An 18,428-nucleotide genomic window follows, 5' to 3' on the forward strand; every position below is an offset into this window, starting at 1 on the left:
GTTACGTGGCCTACACGCGAGAGAAGCTCGGTGAGATCCTCATCAGAGCCGGCCTAATCACTCAAGAGCAGCTGGACGCAGCGCTGGCGGTGCAAGCGGTCGAGGGCGGCAAGCTCGGGCAGATCCTCGTGCGGCAGCTCGTGCTGGACGAGGACGAGATCGCGCAGACGCTCGCAGAGCAGAAGGGCCTTGAATACGTGCGCCTGACGTCGTTCCCGATCGACAGGGAGGCGGTCACGCAGATTCCTGAGAGGCTCGCACGCCGGAGGCTCGTGATCCCCATCGCGTACCGCGGCGACGCGCTGGTGCTCGCCATGGCAGATCCGCTTGACGTCGAGGCCCTCGACGACGTACGGCTGCGCTCCGGGCGCGAGGTGGTGCCGGTCGTGGCGACGCCGACGCAGATCCAGTACGCGATCGAGAAGTACCTGGCCTCAGCAGACGCGCTCCAAGACGTGGTAGAGGCAGTGCCGGAGGACGAGGAAGAGACGGTTGCAGTCGAAGAGGACGCGCCTGTCGTGCGGCTCGTCAATCAGATCATCCGTGAGGCGGTCGTGGACGGTGCGAGCGACATCCACGTCGAGCCAGGCGAGCATGCGGTCCGCGTCCGCTTCCGGGTGGACGGCGTCCTGCACGAACGCATGCAGCTGCCGCTCTCGGTGCGGCCCGGCCTGACGTCGCGTGTGAAGATCATGGCCGACATGGACATCTCGGAGCGCCGACGGCCACAGGACGGCAGGATCGCCGTCACCGTGAACGGTCGGCCTGTCGACATCCGGGTGGCGACCCTCCCGACGCCTGCGGGAGAAAGCATCGTCCTTCGCATCCTCAACCACGATGTGAGCCTGAAGACGCTCGAGGACCTGGGGATGGGCGCCGACCACCTTGAGACGATGCGCCGGTTCCTCGCCCGCCCTTGGGGAGCGGTGCTCGTCTCTGGGCCCACCGGCTCGGGCAAGACGACCACTCTGTACGCGGGGATATCGCGTATCAACGAGCCCGCCCGGAAGATCATCACCATCGAAGACCCGATCGAATACCGGATCGCTGGCATCACGCAGATGAGCGTGAATCCTGGCATCGGCCTCACGTTCGCTGCGCTCCTTCGCACGGTGCTCCGTGCCGACCCGGACGTGGTCCTGGTAGGCGAGATCCGCGACCCCGAGACGGCCGAGATCGCTATCAGGGCGGCCCTCACAGGACACCTTGTGCTCTCGTCTATCCACACGAACGACGCCCCCTCGGCCCTCACTCGGCTGGTCGACATGGACGTGGAGCCGTACATCACCTCGTCGGCTCTCGTCGGCGTCGTCGCGCAGCGTCTGGCGAGGCGGTTGTGCCCCACGTGCAAGAAGCGCTACAAGGTGACGCCGGAGACCGCTCTCGCTGCCGGGTTCAGCGAAGAGGAGGTCGGTTCGGGGCTTCGGCTGTACAAGGCGGTGGGGTGCGACGAGTGCGCGGGCACGGGGTACCGCGGCCGCGTCGGGTTGTTCGAGATCATGGAGATGGACGAGGACCTGCAGCGCTTGTTCTTGCGAGAGGCGCCCGCGGAGCAGCTGCGCGTCGCTGCGCTCCAGGCGGGGATGCGCTCGCTTCGTCGAGACGCGCTCGACAAGGTGAAAGCGGGTGTGACCTCCCTAGACGAGGTCGCCCGCGTCGTCGTGTGATAGAAGGGCGGCCGATCGTGGACAGTGTCGGAGTGCGCGCGCCGCGCGCGATCGTCGTGGTGCTCGACAGCGTGGGCGCGGGGGCCTTGCCCGATGCCGCTGCGTACGGCGACGAGGGATCCAACACGCTTGCGAACACCGCGCGAGCGGTCGGTGGGTTGCGCATGCCGAACCTCGGACGAATGGGTCTCGGCAACGTGACGGAGGTCCTCGGCGTTCCGCCCACGGACGACCCGGAGGCATCGTGGGGCAAATGTCGCGAGCGGTCTGCCGGAAAGGACACCACGACTGGCCACTGGGAGATGATGGGGCTCGTGCTCGAGCGCCCGTTCCCGACATACCCGGACGGTTTCCCCGATGAGGTGATCGAGGAGTTCGTGCGCAGGACGGGTGTGCCGGGAGTGCTCGGCAACAAGGCGGCGAGCGGCACGGAGATCATCCAGGAGTACGGAGACGAACACGTCAAGAGCGGCAAGCCTATCGTCTACACCTCAGCCGACTCGGTGTTTCAGGTGGCCGCGCACGAAGAGGCGTTCGGGCTGGAGAGGCTGTACGAGGTGTGCGCCATCGCTCGCGAGATGCTGACGGGAGAGCACTGCGTCGGGCGCGTGATCGCGCGTCCGTTCGTGGGTCCGCACGAGTCCGGGCTGTACGTGAGGACGCACCGCCGCCGCGACTACGCGGTGAGGCCCTTCGAGCCGACAGTGCTCGACGTCCTGCGCGAGAACGGCCACCGGGTGTTCGGGGTAGGCAAGATCGGTGACATCTTCGCATGGCAGGGCGTGGACTCCTCGCCGCACGTGACGGACAACATGGACGCGCTCGACAAGCTCCTCGAGGAGGTCCGGCGGCCTGACGACGGCTTCGTGTTCGCGAATCTGGTCGATTTCGACATGCTGTGGGGGCATCGCAACGATGCTGAAGCGTACGCGCGAGGTCTTGAGGCCGTGGACGCGCGGATTCCCGGAATCCTGGACGCAATGGTCCCTGGCGACCTGCTCATCATCACAGCCGATCACGGCTGCGATCCCACGACGCCGTCGACCGACCACAGTCGGGAGTACACGCCGTTGATTGCGAAGATCAAGGGCATCGATGCGGGTCGCGACCTCGGCACGCGTACGACCTTCGGAGACATCGGCGAGACCGTGCTGGATTTCTACGGCCTTGCCGGAGCGTGCGGTCGTGGAACGTCGTTTCTCGATGAGGTGAGGGGAGCCGGTTCGTGAGAAGCATCGTCGAGCTTATCGAGTGGAAGCGCGACGGCAACCGGCATACGGAAGCCGACATCGCGCGTATCGTTGAGGCGTTCACCAGCGGCGAGATGCCTGATTACCAGATGGCGGCCTGGCTGATGGCGGCGTTCCTGCGCGGGCTGGACGGAGACGAGACCGTGTGGCTGACGCGCGCCATGCGCGATTCCGGTCGCGTCGTGGACCTCAGCAGCGTGGATGCGCCGGTCGCAGACAAACACTCGACCGGCGGCGTCGGTGACAAGACGACCCTCGTGCTCGCGCCGCTCGTGGCGTCCTGCGGCGTCGCGGTCGCCAAGATGAGCGGTCGCGGACTCGGCCATACAGGGGGCACGCTGGACAAACTGGAATCGATCCCGGGGTTCAGCGTCGAGATGGACGTTGAAGACTTCGTCGAGCAGGTGCGGCGCGTGGGCATCGCGGTGATCGCCCAAAGCCCCGAGATCTGCCCCGCAGACAAGAAGATGTACGCGCTTCGGGACGTGACGGGCACCGTTCCGAGCATACCGCTCATCGTGAGCTCCATCCTGTCGAAGAAGGCCGCGGGGGGCGCGTCGGCCATCGTGCTCGACGTGAAGACCGGCTCGGGCGCGTTCATGAAGACGGAAGAGGAGGCGCGCGCGTTGGCTCGCGAGCTGCAGCGGGTCGGCCGGGCACTGGGGCTCAAGGTGCAGTGCGTCGTGAGCGACATGGACCAGCCGCTCGGACGCGCTGTCGGGAATGCGCTCGAGGTGTGCGAGGCCGTGCGCACGCTGCACGGCGAGGGGCCGGAGGACCTCACAGAGCTGTGTCTTGAGCTCGGGGCCCGCATGCTGCGGCTTGCCGGCGTCGTCGTGCATGACGCAGAGGGCCGATCGCGCGTCGAGCAGGCGCTGGCCGACGGCAGCGCGCTCGAGGCCTTCCGGCGCTGGGTGGCCGCGCAAGGCGGCGACCCGCGTGTGGCTGACGATCCGGAGGTCCTCCCGCGCTCGGATTACTCCACGGTCCTTTCTGCGGAACGCGACGGATTCGTCGTAGGGTTCGACGCCGAGGCGGTCGGAAGGGCGGCGGTCGCTCTCGGCGCCGGTCGGGAGACGAAGGAGGACCGCGTGGACCCGGGCGCAGGGATCGTGCTCGCCGTGAAGCGGGGAGACCGGGTCGTGCGCGGCGATGCGATCGCGACGCTGTACGCGTCGAGCGTCGAGCGCCTGGAGATGGGTCTGGAGCGCCTGCGTGAAGCAGTGCGCGTCGCATCTGAGCTGCCCGCGCCGTCTGCGCTCTTCCACGAGGTGTGACTGTGAGCCGGCGTCTCGCAACGAGCGGGAGCCGGGTCCCGCACATCGTGGTGGGGCACGCCAACCCGGACTTCGACGCGTACGGCGCGATGGTGGCGGCGACGAAGCTCTCGCCAGGGTCGAAGGCGGTCTTCCTCGGAAGCCAGAACCCGAACGTGCGCGAGTTCCACAATCTGCACGCGGAGTTCCTCGAGTTCGTGGAGCTGCGAGACGTCGACCTTTCGTCCGTCGAACGCGTGACGATGGTGGACACGAGGGACCCGTCGCGCCTCGGCGAGATGGAGGAGGTCGTGAGGCGCTCTGGGGTCCAAGTGGTCGTGTACGACCACCACCCGGCAGCCGTAGGCGATATCGAAGGTGCGGAGGAACACTGCATGCCTGTCGGCGCCACCACCTCGATCCTCGTCCACGAGATCCGAGACCGCGGCATCCCGATCACGCCTCTCGAGGCGAGCGTGTTGCTGCTGGGCATCCACGAAGACACGGGCTCTCTCACCTACGTGAGCGCGACTGCCTACGACGCCGATGCGGTGGCGTTCCTCATGGCGGCAGGCGCGGACCTGGAGGTCGTGAACCAGTTCCTCACGCGAACGCTCACGCCCGAGCAGAAGGCGCTGCTCACGCGGCTCATCGACACGCTCGAGGTGTGGGACGCCAACGGTCAGCCGATCGCTGTCGGCTGGGCAGAGAGCGTTGAGTACGTGGATTCCGCGAGCGTCATCACGCACCACCTGTGTGACGACATGGGGTATCGGGTGGCGATGGCCGTGATCGCCATGCCGGACCGGGTCCACGTGGTGGCCAGGTCGCGTGTGAGCGAGGTCGACGTGGGTCGGGTGCTCGAACGGCTGGGCGGGGGCGGGCATCCGCTCGCGGCGTCGGCGGCGATCAAAGGGGCGACCGTGAGCGAGGTCCTTCGACGACTGAAGGATGCAGCTCTTGACGTGGTGAGGCCGCCCGCGACCGCGCGAGACATCATGACCTCCCCGGTGCGCACGGTGACGCCCGACACGACGATGGACGAGGCAGGGCGCATCATGGAGCGGTGGGGCCACGGGGCGCTGCCAGTGACGGACGGCGGGCGTCTCGTGGGCATGGTCACGCGCAAGGACGTCGACAAGGCGCGGCGCCACAAGCTCGCGCACGCTCCCGTGCGCGGCTTCATGTCGCGCGAGCCCCTTTTCGTGGGTCCAGAGACGTCGCTGGAGACGCTGCAGAGCCTGCTCTCGCAGACAGGTGTCGGCCGCGTGCCGGTGACGGATGACGGCAGCATCGTCGGCATCGTCACGCGCAAGGATCTGCTGCGCGCCTTCCATGGCGAGCGGTACACGGACAAGAAGGCGACGATTGCGCGCTCGCAGGCGTCTGCACGCTTCATGACGTCCTTCCAAGACGTGCTGCCGGAGCGCATCCGAGACGTGGTCGTGGAGATCGGCCGCATGGCGCACGAGCGCGGTGTGCGCGCACACGTCGTGGGAGGTTTCGTGCGAGACATGCTTCTGGCGAGGCCGAACCTGGACGTGGACATCGTCGTCGAGGGCGACGGCCTCGCGTTCGCAGAGCACGTCGCGGAAGCGACGGGCTGGCGCATCCGGGTGCACAAGCGCTTCGGCACCGCGGTGCTCATCATCGACCGGGGGCTTCACGTGGACGTGACGAGTGCGCGTGCTGAGTACTACACCCGGCCGGGCGCCCTTCCTACCGTCGAGCGCTCATCGCTTCGGCAGGACCTCTTCCGCCGGGACTTCTCGATCAACGCGATGGCGGCGTCCATCACGCCGGATTCGTTCGGACAGATCGCCGACCCGTTCGGCGGGCTTGCTGACCTCGAGCGTGGGGTCGTGCGGGCGCTGCACTCGCTCTCGTTCGTCGAGGACCCGACGCGCGTGCTGCGTGCCGCGAGGTTCGCCGTGAAGTTCGGCTTCCGCATCGATGCCTCCACCGAAGCGCTTCTCAAGCAGGCTGTGGAGATGGACATGCTCGCCGAGGTCTCGGGCGCTCGGCTGCGGGAGGAGCTGCTCGACATAGTCGACGAGGAGCGCGCCGCACAGGTCTTCGGCCGCCTTGCGGAGCTGGGCGCGCTCGGCGGGCTTGTCCCCGACGGGGTCCCGCCGGCAGACGTGCAGCCTGTCGTCGCGGCCGCGGCCGAAGCGTACGAGGATCTTGCCGCGCGGTTCTCCGACCCGGTGCGCCGGAGGGTCGTCCTGGTCGCAGCGCTGGTGTCGCGTGCGTCCAAGGCTGCAGCCGAGCGGTGGCTCAGGCGGATGCGCTTCGGCAAGGAGTACGCCGCGCCGGCGCTCGCGATCGTGGAGCGCGGCCAGGGCACCCTCCGTGCACTCAGAGACCGGCGGCCGATGCGCGACAGCCGGATCTACTCGCTGGTCGGCGCGTTGCCGCCCGAAGCGGTCGTGTGCCTTTGGGCCGCCGCCGTGGACCCGGTGCCACGCGAGCGCATCGGACGGTATGTCGACGTGCTGAGCCGCGTGCGCCCTGCCGTCACAGGCGACGACCTCGTGGCGATGGGATTCAAGCCGGGCCGGGCGTTCTCTGCTATCCTTGCCCAGGCGCTCGCGGACCGCCTCGATGGCAAAGCGGTCGGGCGCGAGGCGGAGCTGAAGAACCTCGAACACATCGCGAAGCGATGGAAGCGGATGCACCCCGAGGAGGCCGATGGATCTGACGTCGCTCGTCGTCCGGTTCGCGCTCGTCGTGCCGGCGATCGTCTTCCATGAGGTCGCGCACGGGTACGCGGCGCTCGCGCTCGGCGACACCACGGCGAAAGATGCGCACAGGCTGAGCCTGAACCCGCTCAAGCACATCGATCCGTTCGGCACGGTCCTGCTTCCGCTGCTCATGACGGCGACGCTGGGGTTCGGATTCGGGTACGCCAAGCCGGTGCCGGTGAACCCGTGGCGCTTTCGCGGCGACCGGCGCGTCGGGATGGCGCTCACCGGCATCGCAGGGCCCGGCGCGAACCTCGCGATGGCGCTCGTGGCGGCAGGAGTCGTCCGTGTGCTCGGCGGCGTGTCCGGCGCGCTCGCGGAAATCCTCTGGACGGCGGCCTATGCGTTTTGCATGGTCAACCTCGCGCTGATGTTCTTCAACCTCATCCCGATCCCGCCGTTCGACGGATCGCGGCTGCTTTTGCCGTTCTTGTCCCGGCGCGGCCTTGCGCTCTACCAGGACCTCGAGCGGTACGGTTTCGTCATCGTCATCGCGCTGCTTATGCTGCCACCGCAGGTCTTCCACGTGGACCTTCTCGGGGTCTACCTCGACGCCACGCTCGTGCCCGTGCTGCGGCTGCTCACCGGCGTCGCGTAAGCAGCGCTGCTGTATCATGTGCACGTCCTTGTTGCCGTCTTGAGGAAGGCGTCGATGCGCAAACGTCGCGTGCTCACTGGCTATCGTCCGACCGGCAGGCTGACGCTCGGCCACTGGTTCGGCAACCTCATGAACATGCGCGAGATGCAGGACCAGTACGAGGCGTACTACTTCGTCGCGGACTGGCATGCGCTGACGAGCGACTGGCAGGACACCTCCGCCGTGCGCCGGTTCACAGAAGAGATGGTCCTGGACTGGCTGGCCGCCGGCATCGACCCCGACAAGGCCACGATCTACCGCCAGTCCGATGTCCCTGAGGTCGCCGAGCTCACGCTGTACCTCTCGATGGTGACGCCGATGTCGTGGCTGGAGCGCGTGCCGAGCTACAAGGAACAGCGCGAGCAAATCAGCGACAAGGACCTCGGGAACGTCGGGTTCTTCCTGTATCCGCTCATGCAGGCAGCAGACATCACGATCGTGAAGGCTGACCTGGTTCCGGTAGGGGAGGACCAGGCCCCGCACCTGGAGCTGACCCGTGAGATCGTGCGGCGCTTCAACGGCACGTACGGCGAGCTTCTCGTGGAGCCGCAGGCGGTGATTCCGAAAGAGGGAGCGCGTGTCCCGGGCACCGACGGCCGGAAGATGTCCAAGAGCTACGGCAACGCGATCTACCTCTCCGAGAGCGCCGAGGAGACGGCCGCCAAGGTGCGCGGCATGGTCACCGACCCGGCGCGCAAACTGAAGACCGACCCGGGCAACCCGGACATCTGCCCGCTGCACCAGATCCACCGGCTCGTCGGAGACCCCTCTGTCGTCGCCGAGTTCGATCGGTGCTGCCGCGTGGCCGAGTGCGGCTGCGTGGCGCACAAGGCGAGGATGGCCGAGGACCTGAACGCGTACCTCTCCGAGTTCCGTGCGCGCCGCGCGGAGCTTGCCCAGAAGCGCGACCTCGCGTGGGACGTGCTCTTTGCTGGCGCCGAGCGCATCCGGCCGGCGATCGACGAGCTGATGGGGGCCGTCCGCGAAGCCATGCACGTGGACGCGCCGTCCTCGCGATGAGCTACACGGTCAAGACACAGACGTTCGAAGGGCCGTTCGACCTGCTCCTGTCGCTCGTCGCACGGCAGAAGGTGGACGTGCGGGAGCTGACGATCGCGGAGATCGCCGACCAGTACCTCGCGCACCTGCAGGAGATGCAGGACCTCGACTTGGAGGTGGCGAGCGACTTCTTGCTGGTCGCCGCAACGCTGCTCGAGCTCAAGGCGCTCTCGCTGCTGCCTCGGGAGACCGCTCCTGAGATCGGTCCAGACGAGGACCTCTCGCCCGACGAGGCCCGTGAGCTGCTCGTGGCGCGGCTGCTCGCGTACAAGCAGTTCAAGAACGCCGCTGCCGAGCTCGCCGCACGGTTCGAGGCAGAATCGCGCATGCATCCGCGCGCCGCGGCGCTCGAAGAGCCGTTCCTCGGGCTCATGCCGGACTACCTCGAGGGCGTGACGCTCCACACGCTTGCGGTCACGTGTGCCGACCTGCTGCACCGCCGCGAGGTGTTCTTGCTGGAGGCGGAACACGTCGCAGCGGCGCCGATCCCTGTCGAAACGCACGTCGAAGCCATCCGACGGATCCTCGCCAAGCGCAAGCGCACGACGTTCCGGGAAGTCGTCCCCGGCAGCGCTCGACCAGCGGAAGTCGTCGTCGCGTTCCTCGCCATCTTGGAGCTCTACAAGCGTGACGAGGTGCGCCTCATCCAGGACGAGATCTTCGGGGAGATCGTCATCGAGTCTGTGAAGAAGGGGTTGTTCTCATGAGGGAAAGCGACCTTTTGCGCGGACCTGTCGAGGCGCTGCTGTTCGTCACCGACGAGCCGATCAGCGTGTCGCGCATGGCCAAGGTGCTGGAAGCGACGGAGCGCGACGTCGCCGAGACGCTGCGTGCCCTGCAAGAGGAGTACGCGACCGACGAGCGCGGGTTCCAGCTCCGCGAGGTCGCGGGAGGCTGGCGTCTGTACACCCACCCGGCGTATCACGAACAGGTGGAGCGGCTCGTCCTGTCGTGGGACACCCGGCGGCTGTCGCAGGCCGCGCTCGAAGCGCTCGCGGTCATCGCGTACCGTCAGCCCGTGAGCCGGCACGGCGTGAACGCGATCCGTGGCGTCAACAGCGAAGCCGTCATCGCGTCGCTCATGGAGAAGGGGCTCGTCCGGGAGGTCGGTCGCGACAAGGACGCCGGAAACGCCATCCTGTACGGCACGACGCAGGCGTTCCTGGAGCGGTTCGGGCTCAAGGACATCTCCGAGCTGCCGCCGCTCGAGGAGTTCGCTCCCGACCCGTCGACGGAGCGCGCGATCCGCGAGCGGCTGTCGGCCATCGACGGCGCGGCGCTGTTCGAGGAAGCGGACGAGAGCGATGACGACGAAGAGCCCGACGAGAAGTGACATCGTCGGCGACGACGGGTCCCTGCGCGCCGAGCGGCTGCAGAAGTTCCTCTCGCGCGCGGGCGTGGCGTCCCGGCGGGCCGCTGAGGAGATGATCGCGGCGGGGCGCGTGCGCGTGAACGGCGAGGTCGTCACAGCGATGGGCGTGAAAGTCGTGCCAGAGGTCGACGTGGTCGAGGTGGACGGCGTCGTCGTCGCGCCGCCACAGACGCACCTCTACCTCATGCTGAACAAACCGGCAGGGTACGTGACGACGCTCAAGGACCCGCTCGGACGGCCCATCGTGGCCGACCTGCTTCCGGATCTTGGCAGGCGCGTGTTCCCGGTCGGGAGGCTCGATGCAGAGACGACCGGCCTTCTGCTGCTCACGGACGACGGCGAGTTCGCGCAGATGCTCATGCACCCGAGGTTCCACGTCCCGAAGACCTACCTCGCCCGAGTCGAGGGGCACCCTTCGGAGCGTTCGCTTCAGAAGCTGAGAGACGGTGTCGTGCTCGCCGATGGTCCGACCAGGCCGGCGGACGTGACGCTTTTGGAGCTCCGCGAAGGAAGCGCGATCGTGCGCATCACGATACGCGAAGGGCGCAAGCGGCAGGTGCGGCGGATGTTCCGCCATGTCGGCCACCCGGTCATCGACCTGCACCGTGAGCGCATCGGTCCTGTCGCCTTGGGCGACCTGCCTGCGGGTGCAACGCGGGCATTGGAGCCGCACGAGGTCGCTGCGCTGATGAGCGCTGCCGAGACGGGAGCGTGAGATGGGTCTTACGGTGCTTACCGGCGGCACACGAAGCGGCAAGTCGTCCGCAGCGGTCGTGCGTGCGGCCCAAACCGGGTTGCCGGTCGTCGTCGCTGTTGCGGGCATCGCCGACGGCGACCCCGAGATGGCCGCGCGCATCGAGGCGCACCGCAGGTCCCGGCCTGCCGCCTGGCGGGTCCTCGAAGTCGCCGGCGTCAGCCCGTCCGAGTGGCTGGCTGCGGTCGATCCGCAGGAGTGCCTGCTGGTGGACTGCCTCGGCATGATGCTCGCGTCGCTTCTGTGGGGAACAGGCGATGACCCCGACCGGATCTCGCCGGCGGCAGCCACCGAGGTCGCGCACGCGATCGTCGATGCGCTCGTCGCACGAGAGGGCGAGACGATCGTCGTGACGAACGAAGTCGGGTGGGGCGTCGTTCCCGCCTACCCGTCCGGTCGCGCGTTCGCCGACGCGCTCGGGAGCGCGAACCGGCGGTTGGTGGACGCGGCGGAGCGCGCCTTTCTCGTAGTGTGCGGGAGGCTGCTCGACCTGAAAGCGCTCCCGACCGCAGTACCTAGGACTGACGAGGGAGTGTGAGATGGCCGACGTGCGTGGAAGCGTGCTCGACGAGATCGAGAGGATCGTGCCGCTCGACTCCGCGTGGCGCGCCGCTGCGTGGGAGCGGCTGGACGCTCTCACGAAGCCACCCCGCAGCTTGGGGCGCCTCGAAACGGTCGCCGCGCAGATCGCAGGAGTGCAGGGCACCGTGACGCCGTCATCGCGTCCTGCAGCCGTCGTCGTGTTCGCCGGCGACCACGGCGTTGCGGCGCACGGCGTTTCGGCGTACCCGCAAGAAGTCACGGCGCAGATGGTCTACAACTTCGCGGCCGGCGGAGCGGCCATCAACCAGATCGCACGGTCGGCCGGTGCCGACCTCGTCGTCTACGACGTGGGCGTCGCTGCACCGCTCGACGGAGCTCCGGGTGTCCGCCACGCGAAGGTACGGGCGGGCACGGCCGACATGACGCTCGGGCCGGCGATGACGCTGGACGAGGCCGTTCAGGCGCTCGAGGTCGGGTTCCGTGCCGCTCGTGAACTCATCGAGAGCGGTATGCGCGTGATCGCGATCGGTGAGATGGGCATCGGCAACACGACCGCCGCGACGGCGCTCGCGTGTGCGCTCGTCCCGGCCGAACCTGCTGACGTCGTGGGGCCAGGGACCGGCCTCGACGAGCACGGCATCGCCCGCAAGCAGGCGGCGGTGGAGCGGGCGCTCGCCGTGAACTCGGCTACGGCGGCGGACCCCCTCGGCGCCCTCGCTGCAGTGGGCGGTCTGGAGATCGCAGCGATGGCGGGTGCCGTGCTGGGGTGTGCTCGGCACGGCGCGGTGGCGCTCGTCGACGGCTTCATCTCGACCGCCGCTGCGCTCGTGGCCGTGCGCCTCGCGCCTGCGAGCGCCGGGTACCTCGTCGCCTCGCACCGCTCTCGCGAGCGCGGCCACGCTGTGCTTTTGGAGGCGATCGGGGCAGAGCCGTTGCTCGACCTCGACCTTCGCTTGGGCGAGGCGAGCGGCGCTGCACTCGCGCTTCCGCTGCTCGACGCCGCGTGCGCGGTGATCGGCGGCATGGCGACCTTTGAAGAAGCAGGTGTGAGCAAGGCCGAGGGGTCATGAGCGCGCTTTCTGGGCTTCGCGAGGCGTTTGGGTGGCTCACCGTCCTGCCGGTGCGTCCGGAAGGCGACAGCGACCCGGTGCCGTGGTTCTCGTGGATCGGCGGCGTGGTGGGTGCGGTGGGGGCCGGCGTTGCGTTCAGCGTTTCACGTGCGGCGCGAGGGGACCTCGGCTGCCTTCTCGCGGGCGTGTCGCTGGTTGCGGCGTGGGCGACGGTCACCGGCATGCTGCACCTCGACGGACTTGCTGATGCCGCAGACGCACGCGCCGCTGGCCGAGACCGCGAACGCAGGCTTGCAATCATGCGCGATAGCCGCATCGGGTCGTATGGGGCGGCCACGCTCGTTCTCACGCTGATGCTGCAGGCCGCCGCAGGGGCCGTCGTCGTCTCGCATGCGCAGTGGTGGACGATCGTCTGGGCTTCCATCGCGGCCCGATTCGGAGGGTCGGTCGCCCTATGCACGCTCGCTCCTGCTCGCCGAGACGGCCTCGCCGTCCGGCTTGCCTCCCGCCGGCCGATCCCTGTGCTGGTTGCCGGAGCGATCCCGGTCGCAGCGTTGGCGGTCGTGCTGTCCGGGCACGACCCTCTGGCCCTCATAGTCGGACTGGCCGCCGCACTGGCCGTGCCGCGGGCGCTCGCTCGGCCCGTCGGCGGAATCACAGGCGACCTCATCGGAGCAGGGATCGTGCTCACCGAGACCGCCACACTGCTCGCGTCTGCGCTGGCTGGACGGTAAGGTTGTCGCATGGCGCGGATCGCAGTGATACGGCATCCTGAGACGCAGGCGAACGTTGAGCGCCGCTACATCGCCGCGACCGACTCTCCCTGGACGGAGGAGGGCCGCAACCAGGCCAAGGCGCTCGTCTCGTTCGTCGAGAAGGCACGTCCTGATACGGTGTGGAGCTCACCAGCGCCTCGGGCGCTGAAGGCGGCACACGCAGCCACACCGTGCGCCGTTCCGCTTCGGGTCGTGGAAGAGTTGCAGGAGATCGGCTTCGGTGCTGCGGAAGGACTCACGTTCGACGAGGCGCGTTCGCTGGGTCTGGAGATCCGCTACCTGCCATCGGTGCCTCAGGCAGGGACGGCGACGGTGCCCGAGCCGACCGGGGAGATTGCGCCCGGAGGCGAACGGTGGGAGGACTTCCTCGCGCGCGTACGCGCTGTCCGCAACGCGTTGATCGAGGCCGACCGGACCGTGTGCGTGTTCACGCACGGCGGCACAGGCAGAGCGCTCGTGGCGTCGCTCCTCGGGCTGCCGCCTGAAGCGATGTGGGCCTTCGCGCTCCCCACGGGCGGTGTCGCCGAGATCGCTGCGGAGAGGGGTCATGCCACCCTGGTGCGGCTCTTCCGGCCACGGGCTGATGTGTGAGGTTGCGTGGGCTGGTTTGCTCGCGTGTCGCAACCGCCTTGCGCGTGGCTTCCCGGTAGGGGACAATCTCACGCAACCTGCAGCCGAGGAGCGGGTGTGGCCATCGACGACATCATCAGACCGGACCTCGAGCCGCTCGTCCCGTACGCGCCAGGGCTGCGCGCAAGCCAGGTGCGCGAGCAGGCTGGCGTGGACACGGTGCTGAAACTGTCGAGCAACGAGCACCCGTGCGGTCCCTTTCCGACGGCAATGGCAGCGATGCGGGCCGTCCTGCCCCGCCTGAACCGCTATCCGGACGGGGCGTGCGCGGCGCTCAAAGAGAAGCTCGCGCGTCGCCTTGGCGTGGACACCGAGACCCTCGTCATCGGCAACGGCAGCAACGAGGTGCTGCGACTGATTGCGCAGGCGGTTCTGCGGCCCGGCGACGAGGTCGTGTTCGCGTGGCCGTCCTTCGTCGTGTACCCGATGGTGGCCGCAATCTTCGGCGGCGTCGCCGTGCGGGTGCCCCTCGCCGATGGGGACGTGCACGACCTGGAGGCAATCCTCGATGCAATCACGCCGCGGACGCGCATCGTCTTCCTCTGCAACCCCAACAACCCCACGGGAACCATCTACGGCAAGGACGCGTTCGCACGTTTCATGGAGCGCGTGCCGGATCACGTGCTGGTCGTCGTGGACGAGGCGTACTTCGAGTTCGTGACGTCGCCAGAGTTTCCCGATGCGCTCACCTGGTTCGACGGCGAGAGGCCGCTTGCGGTCTGCCGGACCTTTTCCAAGATGTACTCGCTTGCAGGGCTGCGCGTCGGCTACGCGGTCATGCCACCGGTTCTCGCGCGCGCCATCGACAAGGTCCGGGAGCCGTTCAACGTGAACACCGTGGCGCAAGTGGCGGCGTACTACTCGCTGGACGACGAGGCCGAGGTGCGGCGGCGTCGGGCCGAGAACCAGGAACAGAAGACCTACCTCTATTCGTGCTTCGACCGGCTCGGCATCACGTACGCGCCGTCGGAGACGAATTTCGTGTACGTGCACACCTCCCAGCCGGTCGAAGCGTTCCAGGCGCTGCTCGCCGAAGGGGTCATCGTGCGGGACTTCGGGACGAGCCCTGCGCTGCGGGTGACCGTCGGCACGCCGTCCGACACCGAGCGCACGATCCGGGCCTTCGAGGCCGCAGCCGCCAAACTCGGCCACATCTGAGTCCGCGCACGCGGACTGCGCATCGTCACACGAAGGGGTGAGGCACCGTGCTCATCGTCATGCGGGATCACGCGACGCGCGAGGAGATCGATCACGTCGTCGCGCTTCTGAAGGAGGCCGGCGCCGAGGCGCATCTCTCGCGCGGCGAGGTGAAGACCATCATCGGGGTCATCGGCGACCGCGAGGTGATGTACTCCCTCGAACTGGAAGGCCTGCCCGGTGTCGAGCAGGTCGTCCGGGTCCTCAAGCCGTACAAGCTCGTCTCTCGGGACTTCCAGCCGGAAGACACGGTCGTGTGCGTCGGGTCGGCCGCTATCGGCGGCTCCTCGTTCGCAGTGATCGCCGGGCCGTGCTCGGTGGAGACGGAAGAGCAGGTCCTGAAGACCGCGCGCGCCGTGAAAGTGGCAGGCGCGACGATACTCCGAGGAGGCGCGTTCAAGCCACGCACCAGCCCATACGCGTTCCAGGGGCTCGGCGTGGAAGGGCTTCGGCTCCTGCGGGCGGCTGCCGACGACGTGGGGCTTCCGATGGTGACCGAGGTGCTGGACGTGCGCGACGCCGAGACGGTCGCCGAGTACGCGGACATGCTGCAAGTAGGCGCACGGAACATGCAGAACTTCATGATGCTCGAGGAGCTCGGCAGGCTGCGCAAGCCGGTGCTTCTCAAGCGGGGCCTGTCTGCCACGATAGAGGAGGTCCTCTCCGCGGCGGAGTACGTCTTGAAAGGCGGCAACCGCGACGTCGTGCTCTGCGAGCGCGGCATCAGGACTTTCGAGACCTATACGCGCAACACGCTCGATCTGGCCGCGGTCTCCGCTCTCAAGACGCTCACCCATCTGCCGGTGATCGCCGACCCGTCGCACGGCACCGGCAGGCGCGACCTCGTGCGGCCGATGTGCCGGGCCGCGCTTGCCGCTGGTGCCGACGGCGTGATGGTGGAGGTCCACATCGACCCAGAGCACGCGCGGTGCGACGGCCCGCAGTCGCTCACGCCTGAGATGTTCGCCGACCTTGTTGCGGAGCTGCGTCCGCTCGCCTCGATTGTCGGGCGCAGCGTGGGAACGGAGGCGTGACGTGCTGGAACGGGTCGCCGTCATCGGGCTCGGGCTGATCGGCGGGTCGGTCGCGGCCGCCACGCGCCGAATGGCGGACGCACCGCACGTGACGGGGGTGGACCGCGACGCGTGCACCTGCGAACGCGCCCGTGAGGCTCGCATCGTCGATACGGCCGTGCCTGCCGACCGGGCGCGAGAGGGCCGGCTGTTCGGTCCGGGGTCGTTCGACCTCGTGGTCGTCTGCACGCCCGTGGACGCAGCGCTGGAATGGATGGACGTGCTTGCGCACGACGGGTTCGACGGCATCGTCACGGACGTCTGCTCCACCAAGTCCGCCATCGTCGAACATGCTGCCCGCCTCGACCCTCCGTTCACCTTCATCGGCGGGCATCCGATGGCGGGCTCGGAGCGCAGCGGCATCGACGCCGCCACTGCGAGCCTGTTCGACGGCGCGTACTGGGTGCTCACGCCGACGAGCGCGACGCCTGCGTCCGCGTACCGGACGCTCCACGAGTTCGTGACGGCGCTTGGGGCGCGCTCGATCGTGATCCCCCCGGAGGCGCACGACGAGGCCGTCGCGCTCATCAGCCACGTTCCCCACGTCACCGCCGCAGCTCTCGTATCGCTCGTCGCGGAGCAGCCGGCAGGTCACGATGCGCTGCGTCTTGCGGCGGGCGGCTTCAAGGATATGACGCGCATCGCTGCCGGCAGCCCGGAGCTGTGGACCGGCATCTGTATGGAGAACGCCGAGCCTATCGCGGAAGGGCTGGCGCGGCTTGCGGCTCTCATCCTCCGCTTCCGTGAGGCGGTACAGAGCCGCGACGACCGCCGCATCCGCTCGTTGCTTTCGGAGGCCGCCGAAGTCAGGCGGTCGCTGCCGGCTCGCTGGGTCCCAGAGAGTGCGGCGCTCTACGAGCTCGCGATCCCGATGCGCGACCGTCCCGGCGTCATCAGCGAGATCACCACGCTCGTCGGGCGCGTCGGATGCAACATCGAGGACGTGGAGATCGATCACGTCTCCGAGGACAGCGCGGTCCTGCGGCTCGTGCTGACTGACGAGGGCGACCGTGACCGGCTCGTGAGCGACCTGCTCGCCGGCGGCTACGAGCCGACGCTCCGGCTTCTCGGGGAGGGCTGAGGTGGACGTCACGATCGAGCCAGCAGGCGCACCGCTTCGCGGGAGCATCCGCGTGCCGAGCGACAAGTCGATCTCGCACAGAGCGGTGCTCTTCGCCGCGATGGCCGAGGGAACGAGCGTGCTTTGCGACGTGCTCGACGCGTACGACGTGCGCTCGACGATCAGCGCCGTGAGCGCGCTCGGCGCTGGCGTGGCGACGCGGCCTGGCGCCGACGGGCTCGACGTCGTCGTCCAGGGCTGGGGCGCGCGCGGTCCGCATGCCCCGGCGGGGCCCATCGACTGCGGGAACAGCGGCACCACCGCGAGGCTGCTCATGGGCGTGCTCGCCGGGTATCCGCTCGCTGTGCGTCTTGTCGGCGACGCTTCGTTGAGCCGTCGGCCGATGCGACGGGTCACCGATCCGCTGGAGCGGATGGGGGCGCGGTTCTGCGTGAGCGGATCCGGCACGCTGCCGATCGAGGTCCACGGCGGCGACCTGGTCGGGTGCGACCACACGCTCGGCGTGGCGAGCGCGCAGGTTAAAAGCGCGCTTCTGCTGGCTGGGCTTCACGCGCGCGGCGTCACGCGCGTGACAGAACCGGCGCCGAGCCGCGACCACACGGAGCGCCTGTTGCCGGCCTTCGGAGCCGATCTTGTCCGGGAGTCCTCCACGTGCGTGCGCCTCAGCGGGCCGCAGGACCTCGTCGCGACCGACGTCCCGGTCCCGGCAGACCCGTCGTCGGCCGCCTTCCTCATCGTGGCGGCGCTGCTCGTTCCTGGAAGCGAGGTCGTCTTCCGCGACGTGTGCTTGAACCCGACGCGCACGGGCTTTTTCGAGGTCCTGCGGCGCATGGGTGCCGACATCACCGTCGTGCGCTCTCGCAGAAGCGGGGGAGAGGACGTCGGCGACGTCGCCGTGCGACACAGCGGCGCGCTTCGCGGCACGACGGTGGTTCCTGAGGAGGTCCCGAGCCTCATCGACGAGGTGCCCGTGCTCGCCGTGGCTGCGACGGCCGCCGAGGGAGCCACGCGTTTCTGTTCGGTGGGCGAGCTTCGCGTCAAGGAGTCGGACCGCTTCGACGCCATCGTCGGCGGGCTGCAGGCGATGGGGGCGCGCGCGTACGCGGACGGTGACGACCTCGTGGTTGAGGGTCCGGCACGGCTTCAGGGGGCCAGCGTCTCGTCGCGCGGGGACCACCGGCTCGCGATGGCGTTCGCGGTCGCGGGACTCGCAGCGCAGGAGCCCGTCCGCATCCGGGCGTTCGAAGCCGTGGAGATATCCTATCCGCGGTTCCTCGACGACCTCGCGCGGCTGGCTGCCGGCTGAGCGGCGCTTCGGG

17 protein-coding genes are annotated in these 18,428 nt (G+C 68.6%); all 17 read left to right on the forward strand.

The window, feature by feature from the left end:
• Positions 1-5 precede the first annotated feature (5 nt).
• The 17 genes from MX659_RS05505 (at position 6) to aroA (ending at position 18,415) form a co-directional block, all read left to right on the forward strand.
• Positions 6-1,667 carry a GspE/PulE family protein gene (locus MX659_RS05505; RefSeq protein WP_267192432.1) on the forward strand — a complete coding sequence of 554 codons (1,662 nt, stop codon included), beginning with the start codon at positions 6-8 and terminating at the stop codon, positions 1,665-1,667.
• A 17-nt stretch (positions 1,668-1,684) separates the two neighbouring features.
• Positions 1,685-2,896 (forward strand): phosphopentomutase, encoded by a 1,212-nt coding sequence (locus MX659_RS05510; protein ID WP_267192433.1) that lies wholly within the window; start codon positions 1,685-1,687, stop codon positions 2,894-2,896.
• The gene (locus MX659_RS05515) at positions 2,893-4,194 is read left to right on the forward strand and encodes a thymidine phosphorylase (RefSeq protein ID WP_267192434.1); all 1,302 of its coding nucleotides are present in this window, start codon (positions 2,893-2,895) and stop codon (positions 4,192-4,194) included. The genes MX659_RS05510 and MX659_RS05515 overlap by 4 nt, the downstream gene beginning before the upstream one ends.
• Before the next feature lie 2 nt (positions 4,195-4,196).
• Positions 4,197-6,926 (forward strand): CBS domain-containing protein, encoded by a 2,730-nt coding sequence (locus MX659_RS05520; protein WP_267192435.1) that lies wholly within the window; start codon positions 4,197-4,199, stop codon positions 6,924-6,926.
• Positions 6,865-7,515: a site-2 protease family protein gene (locus tag MX659_RS05525; protein ID WP_267192436.1), complete on the forward strand. Its 651-nt coding sequence runs from the start codon at positions 6,865-6,867 to the stop codon at positions 7,513-7,515. Before MX659_RS05520 ends, MX659_RS05525 begins: the two co-directional genes overlap by 62 nt.
• A gap of 54 nt (positions 7,516-7,569) precedes the next feature.
• Positions 7,570-8,574, forward strand: a complete 1,005-nt coding sequence (gene trpS / locus MX659_RS05530; RefSeq protein ID WP_267192437.1) for a tryptophan--tRNA ligase — start codon at positions 7,570-7,572, stop codon at positions 8,572-8,574.
• Positions 8,571-9,320: a segregation and condensation protein A gene (locus MX659_RS05535; protein ID WP_267192438.1), complete on the forward strand. Its 750-nt coding sequence runs from the start codon at positions 8,571-8,573 to the stop codon at positions 9,318-9,320. The genes trpS and MX659_RS05535 overlap by 4 nt, the downstream gene beginning before the upstream one ends.
• On the forward strand, positions 9,317-9,946 hold the full coding sequence (gene scpB / locus MX659_RS05540) for an SMC-Scp complex subunit ScpB (RefSeq protein WP_267192439.1): 630 nt from the start codon (positions 9,317-9,319) through the stop codon (positions 9,944-9,946). The genes MX659_RS05535 and scpB overlap by 4 nt, the downstream gene beginning before the upstream one ends.
• Positions 9,918-10,700, forward strand: coding sequence for a pseudouridine synthase (locus MX659_RS05545; RefSeq protein WP_267192440.1), 783 nt, complete (start codon positions 9,918-9,920; stop codon positions 10,698-10,700). The genes scpB and MX659_RS05545 overlap by 29 nt, the downstream gene beginning before the upstream one ends.
• A gap of 1 nt (position 10,701) precedes the next feature.
• Positions 10,702-11,277, forward strand: a complete 576-nt coding sequence (locus MX659_RS05550; protein WP_267192441.1) for a bifunctional adenosylcobinamide kinase/adenosylcobinamide-phosphate guanylyltransferase — start codon at positions 10,702-10,704, stop codon at positions 11,275-11,277.
• A gap of 1 nt (position 11,278) precedes the next feature.
• Entirely contained in the window at positions 11,279-12,352 is a 1,074-nt protein-coding gene (cobT, locus tag MX659_RS05555) for a nicotinate-nucleotide--dimethylbenzimidazole phosphoribosyltransferase (protein ID WP_267192442.1), read from the forward strand.
• Positions 12,349-13,086 carry an adenosylcobinamide-GDP ribazoletransferase gene (gene cobS / locus MX659_RS05560; RefSeq protein ID WP_267192443.1) on the forward strand — a complete coding sequence of 246 codons (738 nt, stop codon included), beginning with the start codon at positions 12,349-12,351 and terminating at the stop codon, positions 13,084-13,086. The genes cobT and cobS overlap by 4 nt, the downstream gene beginning before the upstream one ends.
• A 9-nt stretch (positions 13,087-13,095) precedes the next feature.
• Positions 13,096-13,719 carry a histidine phosphatase family protein gene (locus MX659_RS05565; RefSeq protein ID WP_267192444.1) on the forward strand — a complete coding sequence of 208 codons (624 nt, stop codon included), beginning with the start codon at positions 13,096-13,098 and terminating at the stop codon, positions 13,717-13,719.
• Positions 13,720-13,815: 96 nt separating this feature from the next.
• On the forward strand, positions 13,816-14,916 hold the full coding sequence (hisC, locus tag MX659_RS05570) for a histidinol-phosphate transaminase (RefSeq protein ID WP_267192445.1): 1,101 nt from the start codon (positions 13,816-13,818) through the stop codon (positions 14,914-14,916).
• 47 nt (positions 14,917-14,963) lie between these two features.
• The gene (aroF, locus tag MX659_RS05575) at positions 14,964-15,989 is read left to right on the forward strand and encodes a 3-deoxy-7-phosphoheptulonate synthase (RefSeq protein WP_267192446.1); all 1,026 of its coding nucleotides are present in this window, start codon (positions 14,964-14,966) and stop codon (positions 15,987-15,989) included.
• Position 15,990: 1 nt separating this feature from the next.
• Complete coding sequence (locus MX659_RS05580; RefSeq protein ID WP_267192447.1) at positions 15,991-17,109, forward strand: prephenate dehydrogenase; 1,119 nt, start codon at positions 15,991-15,993, stop codon at positions 17,107-17,109.
• Between the two features lies 1 nt (position 17,110).
• Positions 17,111-18,415, forward strand: a complete 1,305-nt coding sequence (gene aroA / locus MX659_RS05585) for a 3-phosphoshikimate 1-carboxyvinyltransferase (protein WP_267192448.1) — start codon at positions 17,111-17,113, stop codon at positions 18,413-18,415.
• Positions 18,416-18,428: the final 13 nt, after the last annotated feature.

The organism is Parvivirga hydrogeniphila (assembly GCF_023371205.1).
GTDB lineage: Bacteria > Actinomycetota > Coriobacteriia > Anaerosomatales > Anaerosomataceae > Parvivirga > Parvivirga hydrogeniphila.

Coding starts and splice junctions, on each gene's coding strand:
- MX659_RS05525 (WP_267192436.1), top strand. CDS start 6,865: ATGGATCTGACGTCGCTCGTCGTCCGGTTCGCGCTCGTCGTGCCGGCG.
- trpS (WP_267192437.1), top strand. CDS start 7,570: ATGCGCAAACGTCGCGTGCTCACTGGCTATCGTCCGACCGGCAGGCTG.
- MX659_RS05535 (WP_267192438.1), top strand. CDS start 8,571: ATGAGCTACACGGTCAAGACACAGACGTTCGAAGGGCCGTTCGACCTG.
- scpB (WP_267192439.1), top strand. CDS start 9,317: ATGAGGGAAAGCGACCTTTTGCGCGGACCTGTCGAGGCGCTGCTGTTC.
- MX659_RS05545 (WP_267192440.1), top strand. CDS start 9,918: ATGACGACGAAGAGCCCGACGAGAAGTGACATCGTCGGCGACGACGGG.
- MX659_RS05550 (WP_267192441.1), top strand. CDS start 10,702: ATGGGTCTTACGGTGCTTACCGGCGGCACACGAAGCGGCAAGTCGTCC.
- cobT (WP_267192442.1), top strand. CDS start 11,279: ATGGCCGACGTGCGTGGAAGCGTGCTCGACGAGATCGAGAGGATCGTG.
- cobS (WP_267192443.1), top strand. CDS start 12,349: ATGAGCGCGCTTTCTGGGCTTCGCGAGGCGTTTGGGTGGCTCACCGTC.
- MX659_RS05565 (WP_267192444.1), top strand. CDS start 13,096: ATGGCGCGGATCGCAGTGATACGGCATCCTGAGACGCAGGCGAACGTT.